16 protein-coding genes and 1 pseudogene are annotated in these 19,204 nt (G+C 68.1%); 10 read left to right on the top strand and 7 right to left on the bottom strand.

Annotated elements, in window-relative coordinates:
* Window positions 1-5: 5 nt before the first annotated feature.
* The 7 genes and pseudogenes from ACQUSR_RS27855 to ACQUSR_RS27825 all read left to right on the top strand — a co-directional run.
* The gene (locus tag ACQUSR_RS27855; protein ID WP_431045351.1) at window positions 6-2,357 is read left to right on the top strand and encodes an SDR family NAD(P)-dependent oxidoreductase; all 2,352 of its coding nucleotides are present in this window, start codon (window positions 6-8) and stop codon (window positions 2,355-2,357) included.
* Window positions 2,354-3,667 (top strand): wax ester/triacylglycerol synthase domain-containing protein, encoded by a 1,314-nt coding sequence (locus tag ACQUSR_RS27850; protein ID WP_431045350.1) that lies wholly within the window; start codon window positions 2,354-2,356, stop codon window positions 3,665-3,667. Before ACQUSR_RS27855 ends, ACQUSR_RS27850 begins: the two co-directional genes overlap by 4 nt.
* A 120-nt stretch (window positions 3,668-3,787) precedes the next feature.
* On the top strand, window positions 3,788-4,975 hold the full coding sequence (locus ACQUSR_RS27845; protein WP_431045349.1) for a UDP-galactopyranose mutase: 1,188 nt from the start codon (window positions 3,788-3,790) through the stop codon (window positions 4,973-4,975).
* Window positions 4,965-5,849, top strand: coding sequence for a hypothetical protein (locus tag ACQUSR_RS27840; RefSeq protein ID WP_431045348.1), 885 nt, complete (start codon window positions 4,965-4,967; stop codon window positions 5,847-5,849). The genes ACQUSR_RS27845 and ACQUSR_RS27840 overlap by 11 nt, the downstream gene beginning before the upstream one ends.
* A 25-nt stretch (window positions 5,850-5,874) precedes the next feature.
* Complete coding sequence (locus ACQUSR_RS27835; protein WP_431045347.1) at window positions 5,875-6,165, top strand: sulfotransferase; 291 nt, start codon at window positions 5,875-5,877, stop codon at window positions 6,163-6,165.
* Between the two features lie 209 nt (window positions 6,166-6,374).
* On the top strand, window positions 6,375-6,599 hold the full coding sequence (locus ACQUSR_RS27830) for an NAD-dependent epimerase/dehydratase family protein (protein ID WP_431045346.1): 225 nt from the start codon (window positions 6,375-6,377) through the stop codon (window positions 6,597-6,599).
* A 33-nt stretch (window positions 6,600-6,632) separates the two neighbouring features.
* Window positions 6,633-6,959, top strand: a pseudogene (locus ACQUSR_RS27825) (hypothetical protein); the annotation flags it as partial.
* Window positions 6,960-6,995: 36 nt separating this feature from the next.
* On the opposite strand, the gene ACQUSR_RS27820 reads toward ACQUSR_RS27825, so the two are convergent.
* Window positions 6,996-7,970: a UDP-glucuronic acid decarboxylase family protein gene (locus ACQUSR_RS27820; RefSeq protein WP_431045345.1), complete on the bottom strand. Its 975-nt coding sequence runs from the start codon at window positions 7,968-7,970 to the stop codon at window positions 6,996-6,998.
* A gap of 435 nt (window positions 7,971-8,405) precedes the next feature.
* Here ACQUSR_RS27820 and ACQUSR_RS27815 point away from each other — a divergent pair, with 435 nt between their 5' ends.
* Together ACQUSR_RS27815 and ACQUSR_RS27810 are read left to right on the top strand one after the other, a co-directional pair.
* A complete protein-coding gene (locus tag ACQUSR_RS27815; RefSeq protein ID WP_431045344.1) occupies window positions 8,406-9,359 on the top strand; it encodes a glycosyltransferase family 2 protein in 954 nt (317 codons plus the stop codon).
* A gap of 397 nt (window positions 9,360-9,756) precedes the next feature.
* Window positions 9,757-10,452 carry a glycerophosphodiester phosphodiesterase family protein gene (locus ACQUSR_RS27810; protein ID WP_431045343.1) on the top strand — a complete coding sequence of 232 codons (696 nt, stop codon included), beginning with the start codon at window positions 9,757-9,759 and terminating at the stop codon, window positions 10,450-10,452.
* Here the strand turns inward: ACQUSR_RS27810 and ACQUSR_RS27805 are convergent.
* Genes ACQUSR_RS27805 through ACQUSR_RS27795 form a run of 3 tightly spaced genes read right to left on the bottom strand, consistent with a single transcriptional unit; the run spans window position 10,358 to window position 13,284 of the window.
* A complete protein-coding gene (locus ACQUSR_RS27805) occupies window positions 10,358-11,737 on the bottom strand; it encodes a cytochrome P450 (RefSeq protein ID WP_431045342.1) in 1,380 nt (459 codons plus the stop codon). The genes ACQUSR_RS27810 and ACQUSR_RS27805 overlap by 95 nt on opposite strands.
* A gap of 22 nt (window positions 11,738-11,759) precedes the next feature.
* Window positions 11,760-12,458 (bottom strand): tRNA-dependent cyclodipeptide synthase, encoded by a 699-nt coding sequence (locus ACQUSR_RS27800; protein ID WP_431045341.1) that lies wholly within the window; start codon window positions 12,456-12,458, stop codon window positions 11,760-11,762.
* Window positions 12,459-12,471: 13 nt separating this feature from the next.
* Window positions 12,472-13,284 carry a class I SAM-dependent methyltransferase gene (locus ACQUSR_RS27795; protein ID WP_431045340.1) on the bottom strand — a complete coding sequence of 271 codons (813 nt, stop codon included), beginning with the start codon at window positions 13,282-13,284 and terminating at the stop codon, window positions 12,472-12,474.
* Between the two features lie 271 nt (window positions 13,285-13,555).
* On the opposite strand from ACQUSR_RS27795, the gene ACQUSR_RS27790 reads away from it, so the two are divergent.
* Window positions 13,556-14,980 (top strand): helix-turn-helix transcriptional regulator, encoded by a 1,425-nt coding sequence (locus tag ACQUSR_RS27790; RefSeq protein ID WP_431045339.1) that lies wholly within the window; start codon window positions 13,556-13,558, stop codon window positions 14,978-14,980.
* 191 nt (window positions 14,981-15,171) lie between these two features.
* Here the strand turns inward: ACQUSR_RS27790 and kdsA are convergent, their stop codons facing one another.
* The 3 genes from kdsA to asnB form a co-directional block, all read right to left on the bottom strand.
* Complete coding sequence (gene kdsA / locus ACQUSR_RS27785) at window positions 15,172-16,047, bottom strand: 3-deoxy-8-phosphooctulonate synthase (protein WP_431045338.1); 876 nt, start codon at window positions 16,045-16,047, stop codon at window positions 15,172-15,174.
* On the bottom strand, window positions 16,044-16,790 hold the full coding sequence (gene kdsB / locus ACQUSR_RS27780; RefSeq protein ID WP_431045337.1) for a 3-deoxy-manno-octulosonate cytidylyltransferase: 747 nt from the start codon (window positions 16,788-16,790) through the stop codon (window positions 16,044-16,046). The genes kdsA and kdsB overlap by 4 nt, the downstream gene beginning before the upstream one ends.
* Window positions 16,791-17,307: 517 nt before the next feature.
* On the bottom strand, window positions 17,308-19,161 hold the full coding sequence (gene asnB, locus ACQUSR_RS27775) for an asparagine synthase (glutamine-hydrolyzing) (protein ID WP_431045336.1): 1,854 nt from the start codon (window positions 19,159-19,161) through the stop codon (window positions 17,308-17,310).
* Window positions 19,162-19,204: the final 43 nt, after the last annotated feature.

Below are 19,204 nucleotides of genomic sequence, written 5' to 3'. Positions count from 1 at the left end.
CGGCCATGGCCATCCGGACGTTCACCCATCTCGCGTCGGACCCGCCCCCGGAACGCGCGGCCCTCATCGAGGGCCGTACAGGCCGGACGAGCAGCTACCAGGAACTGACGCGAGCGGTCGGCGCTTTCGCCACGGGGCTTCGGCAGCGCGGGCTTCGGCCCGGCGGTGTCGTCGCCACGCTCCTCGGCAACGGTGTCCCGTTCGCCGTCGCCTACCACGGCACCCTGTACGCCGGCGGAACGGTCCAGCCGCTCGACCCGCTGGCACCGCCCGCGCAATGGGCGCGGGCGATCTCGGCATCCGGAGCCCGCTGGCTGGTGGCCGACCGGGACTCCTGGCAACGACTGACCCGCACGCCCGAGGCCCGCTGCGTCGAATACGTGGTGATCACCGACGAGGACGGCGCCGGTGACGGCCGGGAACTCTCGTGGGTCGGCTGGGCGCGGCTGCTCGCGGAATCCCCCGCGGCCGACGGTCCGCCTCCCTTGACGGCCACCCCCGAGGACGTGGCCGTACTGGCGTCGTCCAGCGGTACGGAAGGCCCGGTCAAACACGTCGTCCTCACCCACGGAAACCTCACAGCCAATCTGGAGCAGATCCACGCCCGGCACCGGCTGACCAGAGAAGACGTCGTCATGGCGGTGACGCCCTGGCGGCACATCTACGGCATGCAGATGGCGATGAACCACGCGCTCCTGACCGGAGCCACCCTGGTCACCATGGGCTCCCCCTTCCGTCTCCAGGAGTTCCTGGAGCTCACGCAGCGACACCGCGCCACGGCCGCCTACCTGGTGCCGGGCATCATCGCCGAGCTGGCCGAACACGTGGACGTCACACGGTACGACCTCTCATCACTGAGGTTTCTCTTCTCAGGCGGGGACGTACTGCCACCGGCCGTGGCCGAAGCCTGCAGCCGCCGGCTGGGGGTGCCGGTCTACCAGGGCTACGGCATGACCGAAGCGGGCTGCACCCACCTGGTCCCCGACGGTATGACAACTCCTGCCGGTTCGATCGGCCTCCCCCTGCCCCGCACCGACGTCCGCATCGCCGATCCGGACACCGGCGAGCCCTGCTCTCCCGGCCGGACGGGCGAGTTGTGGGTACGCGGACCCCAGATCAGCCCCGGCTATCTGCACGACGAGCACGCCACGGCCCGCCTGCTCACGCCAGACGGCTGGCTGCGTACGGGGGACCTCGCCCGCAGCGACGAGAACGGCTTCTGCACGATCACCGGCCGCCGCAAGGAACTGATCAAGTACAAGGGCCATCAGGTCGCGCCCGCCGAGCTCGAGGCCGTCCTCCTCACTCACCCCGCCGTCACCGACGCGGCCGTGGTGGGCGTTCCGCACCGCGGCTGCGGTGAACTGCCCAAGGCGTTCGTGGTGCTGGCCCGCCAGGTGCCGTTGCGCGACATCACCGACCACGTCGCCGAGCGCGTCGCGCCGCACCACAGGATCAGGCTCATCGAATCCGTCGCCTCCCTCCCCCGCAGCCCTTCCGGGAAGCTGATACGAAGCGCGCTGACCGCCGGCGCGGCGCGACCCGGCGGGAACCCGGCCGCGCCACTCGCGGGGCGTACGGTCCTGCTCACCGGCGCGGGTGGGGGGCTGGGGCGCGCCTTCGCCGCATGTCTCGCCGACGCCGGGGCCAACCTGGTCCTGACCGGACGTGACCCGGGGAAACTGAACGAGACCGCGGCCGAGCTGGAGACCCGCCAGGTCCGTGCCCTCGCCGTTCCGGCCGACGTGACCGATCCCGACGCTCTTCCCCGAGTCGTGGAGCGCGCCATGACCGCCTTCGGCACCATCGACGTCCTGGTCAACAACGCCGGTGTCCCCGGACCGCACGGCGCGCTGTGGGACACGGACCCCGCCGAGTGGTGGGAGGCCATGGAGGTCAATCTCCACGGCACGATTCGCGCGTGTCGTGCCGTCCTTCCGGTGATGACCGCGCGGCGCAGCGGACGCGTCATCAATATCGTCAGCGCCGCGGGCAGACACCGCTGGCCGCACGCTTCCGCGTATTCGGTCTCCAAGGCCGCCGTCATCAAACTCACGGAGAACCTCGCCCCCGAACTGCGTCCCCACGGCGTCGCCGTCTTCAGTTACCACCCCGGCCTTCTGGACCTCGGCTTCACCCGCGACCATCTGGACCGCCATCCGTCCGGAAATCCGTGGACGGACCGCATCGGGGAATGGCTCCAGAAACAACGCGCCGAAGGCCGGTTCACCTCTCCGCGGCGTGCCACCGAGACACTGCTACGCCTCGCTGAGGGCCAGGCCGATGAGCTCAGTGGCAGCTATCTCACCGCAGGTGACGACATCCCCGCCCTCGTACGTCGTCAGAGAGACATATGAGGATGACCAGGCATCAGCGTTCCTCCGCCACCACCGTGTCACACGCGGATTTCCTCACCAAGACATTCCTCGCGCTGGGCAATGCCGCCCCCGACCCATCCGACCTGTACTTCGGCTTCCAGCTTCGTCTGTCAGGACCACCTCCCACCCTGGACGTGTTGCGTACTCACGTGGGCGACAGGGTGGAAGGACTCCCTGCCCTGACGCACAGACTGGTATCTCGGGGCGGCCGGATCCGATGGGAAAGAGACCCCGACTTCGACATCGCGCACCATGTCCGCTCGTTCCCGAACACGGGCGTCGAAGCGAGCCCCGCCCAAGCGGTTCTCGGCTCGTCGCCGGACGAGACGCGGCCCCTCTGGGGACTGTGGCTGCAGACCGACGGCAGCGAAGACTGGGCCCTTTGCTACCTCGCGCACCATGCTGTCCAGGACGCCACGGCAATGCTGCACACCTTGACATCACTGTTCGGCGATTCCGGCTGCGAACTCACGCGTCCCACGCGTCAACCACCGAGCCCATCGGAGCCACGGAGAAGCCTGCTCACCCTGCTGCCCGACGTCCTCGACACCTACCTGCCGACCTCTCGCCCCTCACCGCCGCCTCTGCCCGCCGCTGCCCAGCAGGAACGCGTACTGGGGCATCACGCTGTCGAGCTGAATCTCCTACGTGAGGTGGCGAGGGCAAGCGGTGCGAGCATCAACCAGGTGCACCTGGCCGCCTTGGCAGCCGCATGGCGGAACTGGCGTCATGGAGAAGGGGGTGCCCCTTCCCCATGGCGGCCAGGGCGCGGCCCACACGCGCTGATACCCATCGACACGCGGCTGCCGCAGGACAGGGAACGGGAGAACGGGCTCGGCAACAGTCTCGGACTGATGCGTGTCCCCCTCCCCTGCGCACTCCCGAGTTCGTCTCAGCGTTTGGAAGCCACAATGGCGTCCAGCAGTCGGCATCGCGTCACCAGGCACAGACGTGCACTGCGCACGCTCACTCAGAACACCCCCGAATGGGTGGCGAAATGGGCCATGCAACGCATCACCGATCCCCGCAAATCGGCCCTGACCGCTTCCAATTTCCGAGTGAGAGACTCCTTATCCGCCTTTGGAATGCCGATCAGGGATATCGTGGCCATCCCGTGGCTTCCCCCCGGTCACACTTGCTTCACCTTCCTCGTCAGTTACAGGGACACGGCCCGGCTCTCCGTCCTCACACCCGCGGGCGGCCCTGACCCGCAAAGGCTCGCCAGCCTCTGGGGAGAGGCCGTAAATGAGGGCCTCCTGGTACGCGCCTCACCGGAGACGGCTGGATAACACGCCGCCGAGCCCGACCTTCCGCCGCCGGCGGTGTCGCGGTGCCCTTCCTGCCTGCCGTCACGGCGCGGGCCCGATCTGTCGACCGTCGCAACCAAACCGAAGACATCGAGGAGATTCATGTCCGCATCCGGGACGGCGAGTCCACAGGTGGCAGTCGTCGGGGCGGGGTGGTCGGGAGCGACGGCAGCTCGCCTGCTCCACGACGCGGGTCTGCGGGTCCATATCTTCGAACGCACGATGGCGGTGGGAGGGCACTCGCGTAGCGCCACCGTCAACGGAGTCCTGTTCGAGCCCGAGGGACCGCACATCTTCCACACGTCGAAACCCGCGGTGAAGGACTTCGCGGTGCGCCATGGCATGCGTCACAGCTACGAGCACAAGGGGCTGACCCAGATCTTTCTGGACGATGCCGACGAGCGCCCGTACACACTCTCTTGGCCACCACAAGTGGCAGAGCTTCGCGTACTCCCTGTATGGCCGGCTATCGAGAAGGAGCTGTCTGAAATTCCGCCGACGCCGTGCACTCGTGACTTCGAGTCCCATTGCGTCAGCATCATGGGGCGGACGTTGTACCGGCTGTTCATCGAGGGCTACACCATCAAGCAGTGGGGATGCCATCCATCCGATCTGTCGAGCAAGTTCGCACCCAGCCGTCTCGGACTGCGTACGGACGGGAATCGACGCTTGTTCCGGGACACCTGGGAGTTTTTCCCGCTGCCCAATGCGCAGGAGGTGATGGAGAGCATGACCAGACCGATACCTGCCACTTTCGGCCAGGAGATCGCCGCCGCCGATCTGCCGGAACTGGAACGGACGTATGACGCCGTCGTGCTGACCGTGCCCTTGGACACGTTCGCCGGGCGGCCAGGGCGACTCGAATGGCGCGGTATCAGAACGGTCAGCAGGTACATCCCTCTCGAGGATCCTGACGCTACGGTGACCCCGGGCTACATCGTGAACCACCCGTCGCTGCGTGTTCCCTATACGCGGACTGTGGAGTCGAAGCACGCCTCCGGTCAGTCGATTCCGGCCACCGTCGTCACGGAGGAGTATCCGGGTGCGCCCGCCCGTCACTATCCGGTCCTGACCACCGACTCACGGAACGAGCGCGAGAACGTACGGCTCCAGGAAGAGATCAGGAAAATGACCCGGATGAGCGTCTTCTTCTGCGGTCGGCTCGCGAACTACGAGTACATCAACCAGGATGTTGCGCTCGACCAGGGCATGTCCTGCGCGAACGACGTCATCCGGGAGCTGCGTGCGAAGGGACGGAACACCTGGGAAGGAAGGGCATATGAACGGTGATACGACAGGCGCCATACGGGCCATGGATGGCGATTTCTCGCCACGCGGCGGGCGCTGCGTCGATCTCGTGCTGCGCACCGTGGGAGAACGCACCACCGATGTGGCGCTCGAGCTGGCCATCAAGCATCTGCGTCCGAACCGGGTGTACATCGTCGACAACGTGAGACCATTCTGGTTCGCCATCGACGAGATGCTGAGGATCGGGCACGAGAGGGCCTCGCACGTCGTATACCTCGACGCCGACTGCCTCATCCTGGAAGACCTGCGCCCGTTCCTCGACGCCAATGAACTCGCCTTTGTCGACTGCCTTGTCCAGGACGCTTTTCGGGGCCGCGTCGCGTGTGGGGTGCACATCACGCGGACGGATGTGGTCGAGCGCATGCGGCGGATGGAACCGCCAAGAGATCACATCCCATGGATGCTGCGTCCCGAGAGCACCCGCCGCTCCCTCGCACTCCGCGGCATTCAGGACAGCGTGCAGTACAGGGGCGCCCACATCCTGCACGATCATTTCCAGCACTACGACCACATCTTCGCCAAGATCGCCCTCAGGGAGTTGCGGAGCCGCACCGAGGCCACGCGTCGGGCATTCGAGGCCGCCATGGCGCGGTGGGGCGAGGGTGCGGACTACGACATCGCCCGCACCGCCGTCGCCCATGCGCGGGTGCACGTCCCCCATGGCGCCCCGGCTCCCGCGGTCCAGCAGTACATCGAGAGTCTTCCGGACCTGGCATACCGCGAGGTCCGGGCGATGAACCTGCCGAAACGCCCCGCACTGACCATGCGGGAGGTCCGGCGAGCCGGTGAACGTATCCGCGGTGTGCGAGGTGAGGGGGTGGCGGGACTACTCCGCGCCGGTATCACCCGGTCGTGAGCAAGACAGTCACGGGGCCGCCCTCATGGAGATCCAGCGCTATGTGCAAGCCGCGGTCTACGGCTGCCACGAATTCGACGCCGAGCGCCTGTCGCGCGTCTACGACGAGCATCTCGCCGCCGTCCGCGATCACTTTCACGGCCGCCCCGGCGACCTCCTTGAACTCGACATTGCCGGCGGCAAAGGGTGGGACGAACTCGCCCCCTTCCTCGACAGCGGGGCGCCGGCCGACTCTTTCCCCCGTGTCGGCTTTCAGCGTCAGACAGCTGATGAGAAGCGCGAACTCGCGCCCGGCCATCCGGGTCAGCGGATGTGAGCGAGCTCTCGTACACCACCACCGGAGGACAGATGGACTGTCCGACGCCCTGCTCCACCAAGGCACGCAGGTCATCGGACCCGACCGGTATCCCCTGACCTTGGTGCCGCCGCGGTGCATCTCCGGACGGGTCTGCGGCACCCTGGGTTCAGCTACCTTCACACGGACCTGTTGTGCCACGATCTCGCCCCTGCCGTCGAAAGGGGCCGATGTCGTGTTTCATCTGGCCGGGTTGCCCGGCGTCCGGCCGTCCTGGGGGGGTGGCCTTTCCGGACTATCTCGCCTGCAACGTGCTGGCTACCCAGCGGCTGATGGCGGAATGCGACAGACAGCACGTTCCCCGCCTGGTCCTCGCGTCGTCCTCCAGCGTGTACGGCGAGGTCGGCGACGGCCTATGTCGCGAAGACGCACCGGCCCGGCCCATCTCGCCCTAAGGAACCACCAAACTCGCCGCCGAACAACGCCGTGACTTCACCTACATCGACGACGTGGTCTCAGCGACGCTGGCCGCAGCCACAGCCCTCGCCCGGGCCGAGGTCATCAACGTCGGCGGCGGCTCCAGCACATCCATCACCGGGCTCCTGGCGACCGTCGAACGGGTTGCCGCGGCGAGGGTACCGACCATTGCGGCGCCCCCGCAGCCCGGAGACATGAGCGCAACCCTGGCCGACCCGCACAAGGCGCGACGCCTCCTGGCCTGGCGCCCTCGCGTGGACCTGACCACCGGAGTGACCCGCCACCTGGAGTGGATGGAACAGCACACGCTCACCACCCTGGCCGAGCCTCCACGCTGAGCCCTTCTGGTGGCCGGACCGGCACAGCCCCTGTCCTCACAACATGGTGGTCCGCACGACGGCATCTCTCGTGCCGGCATGAGTCCGGAACCAGGCGATCGTGCGTTCCAGTCCTTCGCTGAGGCCGATCTTCGGAGCCCAGGCGAGTTCCCTGCGGGCGCGGGTGATGTCGGGGCAGCGGATGTCGGGGTCGTCCTCGGGCCGTTTTGAGAAGGTGATGGTGGAGGCGGAGCCGGTCGCGTGCAGGATCAGGCGGGCCAGGCCGAGCATGGTGATCTCGTGGGGATTGCCGAGGTTGACCGGACCGGCGACTGAGGACGCGCGGAGCGCGAGCAGCCCTTCGACCAAGTCGTCGATGTAGCACAGGGAACGGGTCTGCGCTCCGGTGCCTGTGACGGTGAGGGGCCGGCCGCTGAGGGCCTGGGCGATGAAGGTGGGCACTGCCCGGCCGTCGGTGTTCCGCATCCGCGGGCCGTAGGTGTTGAAGATGCGGGCTATGGCCGTGTCGATGCCACAGCTCTCGCGGTGGGCGGTGACCAGTGCCTCTGAGAAGCGTTTCGCCTCGTCGTAGACGCTGCGGGGGCCGATGGGATTGACATTGCCCCAGTAGGTCTCGGGCTGGGGGTGGACATGGGGAGTTCCATAGACTTCCGAGGTGGATGCCAGGATGTATCGGGCGTCTTTCTCCCGCGCAAGCTCCAGGGTGTTCTGTGTGCCCGCCGATCCAGCGGCGAGTGTCTCCAGGGGATAGCGCAGATAGTCGGCAGGGGAAGCGGGAGAGGCGAGGTGAAACACCACCTCCACTTCGCCGGGAAGCCGTATCCGCCGAGTCACGTCCCAGTGAACGAACCGGAACGGGCCCAGAGACTCGAGTGCGGCGATGTTCCGGTGTCTTCCGGTCAGGAGATTGTCCATGCACACAACTTCGTAGCCCTCACGCAGAAGCCGACGGCACAGGTGGGACCCCACGAATCCCGCCCCACCCGCCACGATCGCGCACGGCTGCGACATGCTCTCCCCCCTCGCTCATGCCCGCACTTCCGATGTCGAAGATGAAGGAGATGTCTTCGGCCCTCAGGATGACCGCCACATCCTCGCCAAGCCAGAGGGCAGAATCGGCCCTTGGCTCGGAACGGCCGTGCGGTACGGGAGAGTAGCCGCCATGGGCGTGAGACTTGGGACTGTGGCGGTCACGGGCGCTGCCGGGCGGATCGGTTCGGCTGTGCGGGCCGGTCTGCGCGACGAGGTGGATTCATCCGGGCGGCTCTCACCGCTGGTGATGTGCGCTTCACGACCGCGTATGCCGTCTCTGCCAACACCCACCGTTTCTGGGATATCGCCGCCGGCGCGGACCTGGGATATGTGCCCCTGGACAACGCTGAGTCCTGCGTGTCGGGCAGCGCGTGAACGGAGCCTCGGCCGGGAGCACCCTTCAGGGAGGCGACCATGCCACTACGGAGCAGACCCTTCGGCACACGTGAAGCGTGGCCCGTCGACCCCGGCAACGAATGGCGCAAACACCACTCAAACTCGATCAACCCTGCTCTATATGGTGGCTTCATGGGCCGGGAAGAGTTTCCACGAGTCTGCGTTGTCACGCCAACCAAGAACCGTCCGGACCGCTTATTGCGAGCCATGACGTCGGTCAAGGCCCAAGTCGGAGTCACCGTCCATCATATTGTGCTGGGCGATGACTGTCCCTTCCTGGCCGATGCCGGAAACCTCGAAGAGCTGTCCAACAGGTTCCCTGGAGCCACCATACGCAATGTGCGCCGATCTCATTTCGGCGGCGTACCCCGGGAGGAGCTGGAGTACATCCCCGGGCGCTTGGCACACCTACGCAACCTGGGCATCAAGATGGCCGATGCGGAGTATGTGGCCCACCTCGACGACGACAACGTCTTCCACCCCACCCACCTCAGATCCCTCGTCGACCTGCTCCGGGCGAACCCGACCGCGCAAGTTGCACACAGTTGGCGTCGCCTGCTCACCCAGGAAGGCGTGGAGCTTGTTCCGGATGGCGAAGACCCGTGGTACGGCGAGCCGGCCAAGCGCGCGCACTCCTACGAGCGCTTGCGAGCCCTAGGGATATTCGAGCCAGGATCCTGTGTCATGCGTGACACGCTCCGGGTCGGTGACCAAATCCGCGGGGTCGATACGAGCGAGTGCCTCGTGCGAGTCAGCCTTCATGAACAGATTCCGTTCCCCACGCGCTTCTCGCAGCAGCAGAAGCAATTGGGCTACACAGAGGATCTGGCCTTCAGCCAGGAACTGGTTCGACAGGACGTGCCGGTACTGTGCAGTCAGCAAGCCACCGTTGACTACTTCATGGGTGGTCATTCCAACAGCAAGCCGTTCGTTGAGCTGCGGGACGCCCGGTTGCACATTCCACCGAGCTGATCCCGCTATCAGGAAGCGCACGTACGAGGAGTCGCAAGGCCGTTCACGGAGCAGACCTGGCCGCCAGCGATCGCTTCACCCGCTTCGAGGGCGAACACGCAGCTGCGTGAAAGCCGCATCCAGCTTCGGGTCGTACGCCTCCGGCTGGAAGCCGAGTTCGGAGCTGGGGGGCGGCGATGTCGTGGCCCCTCCCTATGATCCGCGCATGGCAGATAGCGAGCCCGGGCCCGCCAGGCCAGTGGGCCACACGCAAGGGGCTGGGCCCCGCCTCCTCCGGTCACAGTCGCTCATGTCTCGCGGATCCGCCCTGGCCGTTGCGGCCGTGGCTGTGATCTGTGCCGTTCCCACGCTCACGGGAAGCGTTCGGGCTTCGGCACCTGCTGACGACGCCGATGCCGTGCGGACGCAGAAGAGGCCGTGGATCATCGCGCACCGTGCGGGCACCAGCGACTATCCCGAGAACACCCTGCTGGCCATCGAGGAATCCTTGAAGGCCGGAGTGGACGGCGAGTGGCTGAGTGTGCAGGCGACCAAGGACGGTGTTCCCGTCCTGTACCGGCCCACCGACCTCTCCGCCCTGACCGACGGATCCGGTGCCGTCTCCAGCAAGACCCTTGCGGAACTGGCCGACCTCAATGCCGGCTACGCGTTCAAACGCCCCGACGGCACCTATCCCTACCGCTCCCGCCCGCTCCGCATTCCCACACTGGAGGCGGCGCTGCAGGCCGTTCCGGAGGGCAAGCAGGTCTACCTGGACCTTAAGCAGGCACCCGCCTGGCATGTCGTCGACGCCGTGACACGCGTGCTCGACGCGACGAAGGCGTGGCACCGCGTCAAGCTGTACTCCACCGATGCCCAGGTCACCTCGCTGCTTGAGCGGATCCCCGGGGCACAGGTGGCGGAGTCCCGCGACGCCACCGTCACCGCGCAGCTGTGGACACCCGATTCCGTGCGCTGCTTCCGCTCCCACGGCCGCACACCGATCGTCATGCTCGGCGTCAACACCCCCACCGACCTGCGCGACGCCACTCGCCTCGGCGCCACAACCGTCGTCGTCGACTCTCCCCGTACCCTGCTCCGGCCCGGCCGGTAGCCGTACGGTCTCTCTGGCTGGCGGGCCATCTGATCAACATCCTGCGCCGTCGGGGATCAGGCCCCGCTGCGGCTGTCACCAGGCGACGGGGAGGCTCGCGGGTTTGGTGAAGAGGAGGTTTTCCTCCCAGGGAATCTCGCGTTCGGGGACGGCGAGGAAGAGGGACGGGAAGCGGGTGAAGAGGGACCGGTAGGCGGTCTGCAGGAAGAGGCGGGCCAGGGGGGGCGCCGAGGCAGAAGTGTGGGCCGGCGCCGAAGGTAGCGGAGGCGTCGGTGGTGCGGTGGATGTTGAAACGGGAGGGGTTGGGGTAGTGCGCGGGGTCGTGGGTGGCTCCGAGCATCGGGCAGCAGACGCCCTCGCCCTTGCGGATGGTGACGTCGTGGAGCGTGACGTCTGTGGTGGCGACCCGGGGCATTCCGAGTACGCCGTTGTGGTGGTAGCGCAGGATCTCTTCCACGGCTTTGGGCCACAGGTCCGGGGCAGTGATGCAGTCTCGGAGTTGCCGGGGGTGGGTGAGGAGGGTGATGACCCCGGTGGCGAGCGGGGCGGTGAGGGGTTCGGATCCGGTGACGAACAGGTATGAGGTTGTTCCGATCAGTTCGTCTTCGCTGATGAGGCCGCCGGAGCGGGCCCGGATCAGTGCTCCGATGGGTTCGTCGGGGTCGGGGTCCCGGCGTTTGGTCTCGATGACTTCCCTGGTGAAGTCGGTGATGGCCGTGGTGGCCGCCGCGACTGCCTCCGCGGAAGCGGCGAGGTGGGTCTGGGTGCGGAAACAGTCGTGGTAGGCGCTGTGCAACTCGGGTGGCACTGCGAGGATTTCACGGGCCACGCGTAGGGGGAGCGCGGCGGCGTAGGCGGGTATGAGGTCGGCTGGGTTCGGGCCGTGTGTCATGTCGTCGAGTAGCCGGACCGCGTGGTCTTCGATCATCGACCGGTGGCGTTCGACAGCGCTGCGGCTGTAGAAGCGGCTGATCACCCGGCGGACCCGGGTGTGGTCGGGTGGGTCGAGGTTGAATATCCCGCCCGGGACGGAGGTGAAGTCGTCGCCGACGAAGCGGGGCGCACCGGGGTAGGTGAGGTTGCGGGAGAAACCCGGGTCGGTGAGTACGCGCGTGATGTCTTCCTTGCGGGTGACCATCCATACGGGGTCGCCGCTGGGCAGCGCGACCGGGCACACCGGCTGTCTCTTGCGGGCCCAGTCCAGGAGCGGTGGTGGGGTGCCGAGCTCGCCCGGCGGGAACGGGTAGGGCAGAGGCAGGTTGGGATCGGCGGCGGGTCGGGTCATGGTCTGGGGCTCCGTTTCGCTGTCATGAGCGGTGGGCCGGTACGGAATCGCGCTCGGCCGGCCTCACCACGGCGTATCCCTGCCCGGAGGCGGGACGGAGCTGGGTGGCATTGCCGGTGATGAAGGGATCGAGGAGATCCATCTCCCGGTGGTACACGAAGACGGAGGACTCCGTTCCGAAGATCGCCGGTGCGTCGAGGACGAGGGGCAGTTCGGCGAGGGCGTAGCTGACCGCCTGGTCGATCTGCCGCGCACTCGGCTCGCGTCCGGCGGCGTGCAGCACGGCCCCGCGGGCGGTCAGGCGGCAGGCGCGGCGCACCGCTGCATCGGTCTGGTACGCCTGGTGCACGCGCTTCAACGTGCGTGCGTATGGGGGGCGGTTGGCCAGTTGCGTCCAGCTGTGGAACCGGGCTCCGGGGTTCGGGATGCCGGTACGGCGCAGGGCGCGCTGGGCGGGGTTGCGGAGCTGGCTGATGGCGCGCCGGGTGCGGTGGACCGCTTCCCGGGGCTCGAAGCCGGCCGCGGTGAGGGTATGCGCGGCCTCGTATCCGGGGACGAAGACGTCCACGGCTGCGAAGTTCGCGCAGGCCCATTCGACCAGGGCCTCGACCCTGCGGGGTTTGTAGTAGCTGTTCCACGGGCTGAGCCCGATCAGCAGGTGCTCGGCTCGCGCCAGGATGTGCCGGCTTTCGACGGTGCACGGCTGTACAAGGAATTCCATGGCGGAAGGCTCCTCAGGCGGTTCCGTGGTCGAAGCCCGAGCCGGAGTAGGAGTCGGAGTCGGAATCCGGTTCCGCGGTGGCGTCGATGATCAGTGCGTGCGGGCAGGAGAGGTACTTGGCCCAGTAGTCGTCCCCGAACCTCTTCCGGCCCGCCTCGGACACCTCCGGCCGGATCCAGCTGATGTGGATGAACCCCGCCTTGCGCAAGGCCCGTTCATGAGCACCGGCCGACCAGCGGTGGGCATCGACGTCAATGGTCTGCCCCGCGACCCACGCTGTCAGATGGACCATGGCGCCCTCTTCACCAGGCCGGTCCGTGGTGAGCTGCATGCCGTAGTCCCGGTACCACTCGGGGTGCGTGGCGAAGTCGGGGTTGAGCGTCATTGCGACGAACCGGCCACCCGCTGGCGAGAGCGACTGGCGGGCCGTCGCGCACATCGCGGCGAGATCCTCCTCCGACGTCGCGTACGGCAGGACGTAGACGGAGGTCACCAGGTCGAAGGCTCCGGCCAGGCCGTCGACACCGTTCAGGGGATGCGTGGCATCACGGTGCACGTAAGTGACGCCCTGCCGTTCCCGCTCTTCCTGCCCGCGGGCGCATTCGATCATGGACAGCGACGCGTCCAGGCCCACGACCCGCCGGGCACCGGCAGTCTGGAAGTACCGCGTGTACAAGCCTGTACCGCAGCCGAGATCGAGTACGGACAGACCCGCGATGGCCCCGATGGCCTTCAGCAGGCTGTGAGACTCGACGTGCTCACGGAACGGCAACGCGCCCATGCTCTGCGCATAAGCGGCGACAGTTGAATCGAACTGGCTATCCAAGGCGTGCCCCCTGGCTGCTCAACCGATGAAGTGGGGCGGCGCCGTTCCTTCCGCAGCAGGCGGAGGGAACGGCCCCGCAGGACCCAGGAAAACGTGAGCTGCGCCACACCTCAAGGGACTCCATGGCGCCTAAGGCGCGCCTTACTGGCCCTACTTGGCACGTCTCCGTGGAATGGATCTCTACGATTCGACGACCATTCAATTACTCATGGGTAAGGCAGGTATGTACCAGAGACCTGACAACTCGGGTATAGCGCGGCATCCGTTGAAGGTGGCACGGGAATCGCTCGGCCTCTCCCAGCTCGGCTACGCGAGGCTGATCGCCAGAGCCCACGACGAACTCGGCTTCGGCCCGCGGATGGTCAAGACCCGCCATACGGTCTCGCATTGGGAGGCCGGGCGGAACGAACCCGAACTCACCGCACAGCTCGCCATCGCCCGCGTCCACCACGTCCCCGAGGAAGAGGTGGCGCGACTCGGCTGGCCGCACTGGCTGCACCTGGCCACCGACGACGCCGCGCTGCTGAGCCGGCTGTGGACGCCCCAGGGCGCCATCGACGCCCTGAGCAGCACAGCCCGACTCGCTGACGCACAGCCTCGCTCCTACCTCACCGTCACCGGCCCCGCCCTCGACTCCCAGATCAGGAAGTCACTCGCCGCCCTGGCCGACCCCCAGCCGCCACCCACCCGCGACGGACGCCCCGTCACCCCCGACACTCTGGCCGGGATCGAAGCCCGTATCGAAGCACTCGAACTCCAGGAGATAGCGACATCGGCCACCCCGATGGCCCTGTACTTCGCCGCCCGCGCAGAACACCGGCTGCTCACCAGACTCCTGACCACCCACGGCTACGACCAGCAGACCGGGACCTGGCTGCTCCTTCTGACCGCACGCACCGCCGCGCTGTGCGAATGGCTCAGTACCTGCATGGGAGAGGAGGCCAGGGCGGAACGGTACTCCCTCGCCGCTCTTCGCGCCGCCACCGCCGCAGGCTCACGGACGCGTGTTGCCGCCTACATGGTCGACCTGGCATTCCGCCACCTCGTCGCAGGACATCCCAAGGACATGCTGTCCCTGGTCCATGCCGCACGGGCGGTCGTCCGGCGCCCCCCGCCCAGCCTCGCGGTCACCCTGCACACCAGAGAGGCCCAAGCCCTCGCCCGTCTCGGGGACAGCGCCGCCAGCATCCGGGCATTGGATCGAGCCACCAGCGCACTGGCCGCCAAAGTGACCGACGCGGATCCGATGACCGAGCTGCTGTGCGTCAACGTCGACGAGGAATGGCTCGACGTCTCCTCCGGGCTCACCTGGCTCCATCTGCGCCGGCCCAAGCAGGCACTGCCGCGCTTCGCCACGCTGCTCGACGACGGCCCCCCGTCGCGCACGCCCGCGCCTCTCTCCCCTTGCACCGCCAGACGATTCCTCTACGTGACCGACGCCCAACTGGCCCTCGGCGAACTCGACTCCGCCGCCCACAGTGCCCGTCGCGCCGTCGCCCTCGTCGGCAGCCTGCCTCCCGGCCTCGCCCACCAGTTCCGGCAACGATTCGCCCCCCACTCCACCGAACCCGCCGTGCGAGACCTCATCGACACCCTGACCGAACACCCCGCACACACTGATCCCGGCATGGGGAGACCCGCTCCCCGGTCGGCCCGCCCCATCCGGCGACACCACCGGCAACCCGAAGGCGCGTGAGGTGTTGATCAAGGTCGTGGAACGATCTCGGGATGGCCCGTGGCGATCTGACGGGCACGCAGTGGGAGCGGCCTGAGGCGCTGTTGCCACCGCTACCTGGGCCGCAAAGTGCTGCGGCCCTCTGGCACCCGGCATATCGGGCTGACGCCCGCGCGCTGTACCCGGAGCGAGCGCCCCGTGGGCACCACGGTCTACCGGTACTTCTGGGAGTTGTTGGACCTTGATGTATCCATTGCCTTGGTCAGGTCGTCCAACTGCTTGATCTGACGGAGAAGTCCGGGGACATCGGCGAGGGCCGTTGCCGAGGGGCCGTCGCACGGGGCGCGGGTCGGGTCGGGGTGGGCCTCGATGAACACGCCGGCCAGGCCGACGGCGACGCCGGCGCGGGCCAACTCCGCGGCGTATCCGCCGCGCCCGCCCGCCGCATCGCCCAGGGCGCCCGGTAGCTGGAGTGCGTGGGTGACGTCGAGGGTGACCGGTGGGCCGATCTCCCGCATGCGGGCGAGTCCGACGATGTCCACGATCAGGTGGTGGTAGCCGAAGGCTGTGCCGCGCTCGCACAGTACGACGCCCGCCGCCCCGGCTCGGGCGCACTTTTCGGCGGCCGTCCGCATGTCCTCGGGTGCCATCATCTGCATCTTCTTCAGGTGCAGCGGACGGCCGGTGGCCGCTGCGGCGTGGATCAAGTCGGTCTGCCGCACCAGGAAGGCGGGAATCTGGAGGAGGTCGGCGACTTCGGCGGCCGGGGCGCACTGTTCGGCGGTGTGCACGTCGGTGACCACCGGCACGTCCAGCTCCCGCTTGATCCGGGCGAGCATCGCCAGGCCCTCATCGAGCCCGGGCCCCCGGAAGCTGTGCGCCGAGGACCGGTTGGCCTTGTCGAAGGACGCCTTGAAAACGTACGGGAGGCCGAGCTCGTCGGTGGCGGTGCGGAACACCTCGCCCACCCGCAGGCTGGTCTCCAGGTCCTCCAGGACATTGGCCCCGCCCAGGATCACCGCCGACCGGTCATTCCCGAACTCGATCCCCGCCACCGTGCACCGGCGCAGCGCGGCCAGCTCCGTCAACACGACCTCCTCCGAACCACTTCGGTCTCCTCGGCAGCGGCCAGGTCAGCTGGCACGTTGATACTGACCGGGGTCCGCGGGGCACGCACCACCTTGATGGGCAGACCCAGTTCGAGGAACCGCAGCTGCTCCAGCCCCTCACTGCGTTCGAGAATGCCGGGTGGCGTGGCAGCGATGTGGGCCAGCGCCGCTGGAGTGAAGCCGTAGATACCCAGGTGGGCGCCGACCTGGCCAGTGCCGCGTAACTCGTGGAATTCGACACCGGATTGCCGGTACGGGATGTCGGCGCGGGAGAAGTACAAGGCGCGGTGGCTCTGGTCGGTGAGGACAGTGACCTGGTTCGGGTCCCTCCCGCACGCCTCGTCCAAGGGGCCCGCCGCCGTGGCCACCGGATGACCGGCCCGTACCGCCTCGACGACCCGGTCGATGACGTCCGGGTCCATAAAGGGCTCGTCCCCCTGCAGGTTGACCACGCAGTCGGTGTCCCACCGCGCCACCACGGCCGCGGTCCGGTCCGTACCGGTGGCATACGCCCCCCGGGAGACCACCACCTCGGCGCCGAACGACCGGCACACCTCGGCAATACGGTCGCAGTCCGTCGCGACCACGACCCGCCTGGCGCTGCGTGCCCGCGTGGCTGCCTCGTAGGTCCACTGGACGATCGGTCGGCCACCGAGCGGCGCTGTGGCCTTACCGGGAAAGCGGGTCGAGCCAGCCCGGGCCGGGATGACGATCACGGTCATGCCGCCTCCCCGGTAGCGCGTTGCAGCCCTGCGGCCCGCCACACCGCCCTTGGCCGCCCAGAGGCTGGACGCACTACCCAAACCCGCGTCGGGGGAGCATCCGACGCAACCACTTGGCGGCCACACTCCTGCACGATCGTTCCCACCCTTCCCTGCCACCCAGCCGCGACGCACCGCCCCTCTGGCGCGGATGTCGCCACCCTCATTGGCGGAGATCCACGCCGGGTCGGCCCGTGCACCATCCCTCCCCACGCGACGGGTCATCATGCCGAGGGTCTCCGGTCGGGCTTCAGCCTGTCGCCGGTGCCCAGCCGGGTTTCAGACGAGTGCTTTCCGGGAGGCAGGCGACTGACAGTAAGTCAGCGAGGCCGAGCAGGCCGACACCCCACCGACCCCGCGCCATGCCCGTCAACACGGTCAGCGACGCCCGCATGCAAGGTGGTGGTACGGCTGGCGAGCCTGCTCATCGATCTGACCCCCGCGATTGCTCCGGAGCCCCTTCGCTCTCGCCCACGCCTCAGGCGGTTTTGATGAGCGGCTGGACGGTGGTGAGCCAGGTGGCGGTGTCCAGGAACCGTTCCAGTGCGGTGTGAGGGTGGGGGCCCGGTCGCGCCGCGGCGACCCGGCCTACGGCCGCATGGTCGAAGAGCGTGAACACCTCGTGGTCCGGGTCGGCGAGCAGCGTACGCGCCTGGGCCTGCAGGGCGGTGGTGTAGGCGGCGGACTGAGTGGAGGGGAAGTGGCTCTTGGCCCGCTGGACCACGGCCGCGGGCAGGAGATCGGTGACAGCGTCCCGCAGCAGGACCTTGTCCCGGCCCGCGGTTGCCTTCATGCGCCAGGGGACGTTGTAGACGTACTCGACAAGGCGGTGGTCGCACAGCGGGACCCGGGCCTCGACGCCCACGGCCATGCTGATGCGGTCCTTGCGCTCCAGCATCATCGGCAGGAACCGGGTCAAGTGCAGGTAGGTGACGGTGCGCATACGGTGCTCGGCGCGCTCGGCGTCGGTGCACGTGCCCGGCCCGCCGCCGGGGCGGTGGACTTCGGCGCAGGCTGTGGCATGGCTGTCGGCCAGGTAGGCGTCTCCTTGGAGCAGACGGCGTACATCCGGTGTGTACAGCGGGGCGGTGTGGGCCCAGCGGCCGCGGTTGCCGGCGGCCCAGGGGAAGGTGGGGGTGTCGGCGATCGCGGGCTGGTGAAACCAGCGGTAGCCGCCGAAGAGTTCATCGGCTCCCTCGCCGGTGAGCACGACGGTCGCCTGCGGGCGCAGCCACTGGAGCAGCAGGAGCAGTCCGCCGTCGATGTCTCCCATCCCGCGCGGCAGATCCTGGGCATGGACCAGCCGCTCGCGCAGGTGGGGGTCGGCCAGCATGGCGGGCGGGTGCAGGATCTCGTGGTGGCGGGTGCCCAGGTGGGCGGAGACCAGGCCGGCGTAGGGGGCGTCTGCGCTGTGCCGGGTGGCAGTGGGGCGGAAGGCGTCCTGCTCCTGGTAGCCGGTGGCGAAACTGAACAGCCCCGCGTCGCCGGGTGGCTGCTGGCGCGTAGCAAGAGCGGTGACGGCACTGGAGTCGAGTCCTCCCGACAGCAGCGTGCCCAGCGGTACGTCGGCGTCCAGCTGCTCGCCGACGGCCTGGGCCAGCAGGCGGCGGACCGTGGCGGTTGTGGCGGAGGCGTCGTCGGCGTGCTCGTACGCCGGGAGACTCCAATACGTCCGCTCCCGGAGCCCTGAGCGGTCCACCCAGAGCAACGCGCCGGGCCGCAGCTCTTCGATGCCCTGGTAGACGGCATGCCCCGGGGTCCGGGAGAACGTCAGCAACTCCCGCAGCCCGTCCGCGTCCACGACCGCCTGGACCTGCGGATGCGCCAGCAGCGCCTTGGTCTCTGAGGCGAACAGCAGCCCGCCGTCCAGGCAGTGGTAGTACAGCGGCTTGATCCCAAGGCGGTCGCGGACCAGCAGCAGCCGCTCGACGCGGCCGTCCCAGATGGCGAACGCGTACATCCCCACCAGGCGGTCGACCAACCGCTCGCCCCACTCCAGATAGGCGCGCAGTACCACCTCCGTATCCCCACGGGTGGTGAAGCGATGACCAAGAACAGTCAACTCCTCCCGTAAGGCGCGGTAGTTGTAGACCTCGCCGCTGTACGTCAGCGCGACCTCGCCGCCTTCCACGGCCACGGTCATCGGCTGTGCACTCGCCTCCACATCGACCACGGCGAGCCGCCGGTGCCCCAGCGCGACATGGGCCCGGCACCACATCCCCACGGCATCCGGTCCGCGGGGCACCAACGTCGCCGTCATCAACGTCACTTCAGGCCACGGCGGACCGGCATGCTTCCGAGAGAAGTCCACCCAGCCGACCACACCGCACATCGTCGCCTCCCCGCACCGGCCCTGGGCGGGACACTAGATCACC

This window comes from Streptomyces sp. P1-3, assembly GCF_050613155.1.
GTDB lineage: Bacteria > Actinomycetota > Actinomycetes > Streptomycetales > Streptomycetaceae > Streptomyces.
This window is presented reverse-complemented; position numbering and strand designations above follow the sequence as displayed.

What these genes read in the sequence shown, in the direction of transcription:
- ACQUSR_RS27840 (WP_431045348.1), top strand. Translation starts at nt 4,965, where the DNA reads ATGAACGGTGATACGACAGGCGCCATACGGGCCATGGATGGCGATTTC.
- ACQUSR_RS27800 (WP_431045341.1), bottom strand. Translation starts at nt 12,458, where the DNA reads ATGGAATTCCTTGTACAGCCGTGCACCGTCGAAAGCCGGCACATCCTG.
- ACQUSR_RS27820 (WP_431045345.1), bottom strand. Translation starts at nt 7,970, where the DNA reads ATGTCGCAGCCGTGCGCGATCGTGGCGGGTGGGGCGGGATTCGTGGGG.
- ACQUSR_RS27855 (WP_431045351.1), top strand. Translation starts at nt 6, where the DNA reads ATGGCCATCCGGACGTTCACCCATCTCGCGTCGGACCCGCCCCCGGAA.
- ACQUSR_RS27815 (WP_431045344.1), top strand. Translation starts at nt 8,406, where the DNA reads ATGCCACTACGGAGCAGACCCTTCGGCACACGTGAAGCGTGGCCCGTC.
- ACQUSR_RS27850 (WP_431045350.1), top strand. Translation starts at nt 2,354, where the DNA reads ATGAGGATGACCAGGCATCAGCGTTCCTCCGCCACCACCGTGTCACAC.
- asnB (WP_431045336.1), bottom strand. Translation starts at nt 19,161, where the DNA reads ATGTGCGGTGTGGTCGGCTGGGTGGACTTCTCTCGGAAGCATGCCGGT.
- ACQUSR_RS27805 (WP_431045342.1), bottom strand. Translation starts at nt 11,737, where the DNA reads ATGACCCGACCCGCCGCCGATCCCAACCTGCCTCTGCCCTACCCGTTC.
- ACQUSR_RS27835 (WP_431045347.1), top strand. Translation starts at nt 5,875, where the DNA reads ATGGAGATCCAGCGCTATGTGCAAGCCGCGGTCTACGGCTGCCACGAA.
- ACQUSR_RS27845 (WP_431045349.1), top strand. Translation starts at nt 3,788, where the DNA reads ATGTCCGCATCCGGGACGGCGAGTCCACAGGTGGCAGTCGTCGGGGCG.
- ACQUSR_RS27830 (WP_431045346.1), top strand. Translation starts at nt 6,375, where the DNA reads ATGTCGTGTTTCATCTGGCCGGGTTGCCCGGCGTCCGGCCGTCCTGGG.
- kdsB (WP_431045337.1), bottom strand. Translation starts at nt 16,790, where the DNA reads ATGACCGTGATCGTCATCCCGGCCCGGGCTGGCTCGACCCGCTTTCCC.